Origin of the sequence: Brevundimonas mediterranea, assembly GCF_014196125.1 — a bacterium.
GTDB lineage: Bacteria > Pseudomonadota > Alphaproteobacteria > Caulobacterales > Caulobacteraceae > Brevundimonas > Brevundimonas mediterranea.
The window spans coordinates 1-1,310 of the sequence record NZ_JACIDA010000007.1 but is presented as its reverse complement, the minus strand read 5'-3'; the positions used below and the strand labels follow the sequence as shown (position 1 = coordinate 1,310).

Below are 1,310 nucleotides of genomic sequence, written 5' to 3'. Positions count from 1 at the left end.
TCCACCATGGACTGCAGCGAAAGGCCCAGCGTGTCCTTGTCCGACAGCGGCTTGGGCTGGACCGTCAGGTCGCCGTTGGCGATCTCATCGGCCATCGAAGCCGTGACCCTCAGATTATCGACCATCCGTTCCAGCGAGATGCCCAGGGTGTCCTTGTCCGACATGGGCTTGGGCTGGACGCTCAGGTCGCCGTTGGCGATCTCGTCCGCCATCGCGGCGGTGCCGCGCAGATTGCCGACCATCCGTTGCAGGGATAGACCCAGGATGTCCTTGTCCGACAGCGGCTTGGGCTGGACGCTCAGGTCGCCCTGGGCGATCTCGTCGGCCATGGCGGCCGTGGCCTTCAGGTTGGCGGTCATCCGGTTGACCGTATCGACCAGATCCTTGATCTCGTCATTGGTCGTCACGGCGACGTCCTGGTTCAGGTCGCCGATGGCGACGGCGTCGATCGCCGTCGAAATCTTGCGCAGGCCCATGGTGACGGTCCGCGAAATCCACAGCGCCGCGACCACGCCGATGATCAGACCGGCGGCGACCAGGGCGATGAACAGGCTGCGCGCCTCGGAAAACACCTTGTCCCCTTCGGCGCTGGCGGCGGCGCCGCCTTCGACATTGAGGTTCACCAGCTTGACCAAGTCCGCCGACATGTCGTCGTAGAGGGGCTTGCTGGCCAGCATGGACTGGGCGGCCGCTTCGTTCTGATTGGCGCGGGAGAAGGCGAGCATACGCTCCCCATCCTGCAGGTAGTTTTCATACTTGTCCGAAAACTGGTTGTAGAGATTCCGCTCGGAGTCCGACGAAATCAGGGCTTCGTATTTCGCCTGGTCGTTCTTGAGCGTATCCAGCGTGGCGGCGATATCCTTTTCTACAGCCGCCATGCGCGTCGGATCGGTCGAGGTGATGTGCGCATACTGCTGCGCTCGCAGATCTGACGTAGCCGTATTGATACGGTGAACCGCATCAATACTCGGCATCCAGTTCTCGGTGATGATCGTCGACTGATGGTTGACGCTGCTCATCTTCATGACGCCGACGACGCCGAGAATCATAGCGATCGCCAGCACGGCCGCGAAGGCCCCGGCCAGCTTCATCTTAATCGTAGCGCGCATTGTAATGTTCTTTCCAGGAGAGGCCGGGGACCGTCAGGCCGCGCGGTCGATGTTGGGGAGGGACGCCAGAGAGACGGTGTCGGTGCTGGACAGCAGTCGGGGCAGGTCGATCAGGACGACGAAGCCGTCCTCGCGCCGCACCACGCCCGAGATATAGTCCGAGCGCCACTTGATCCCGATGTCGGGCGACGGCTCGATCTG

1 protein-coding gene is annotated in these 1,310 nt (G+C 62.5%); it reads right to left on the bottom strand.

The genetic code is table 11. The annotated features are described in order from the left end of the window. Positions 1-1,109, bottom strand: a 1,109-nt coding sequence (locus GGR11_RS16595; protein ID WP_183198892.1) for an MCP four helix bundle domain-containing protein, incomplete at its 3' end; no start/stop codon positions are given. Positions 1,110-1,310 lie beyond the last annotated feature (201 nt).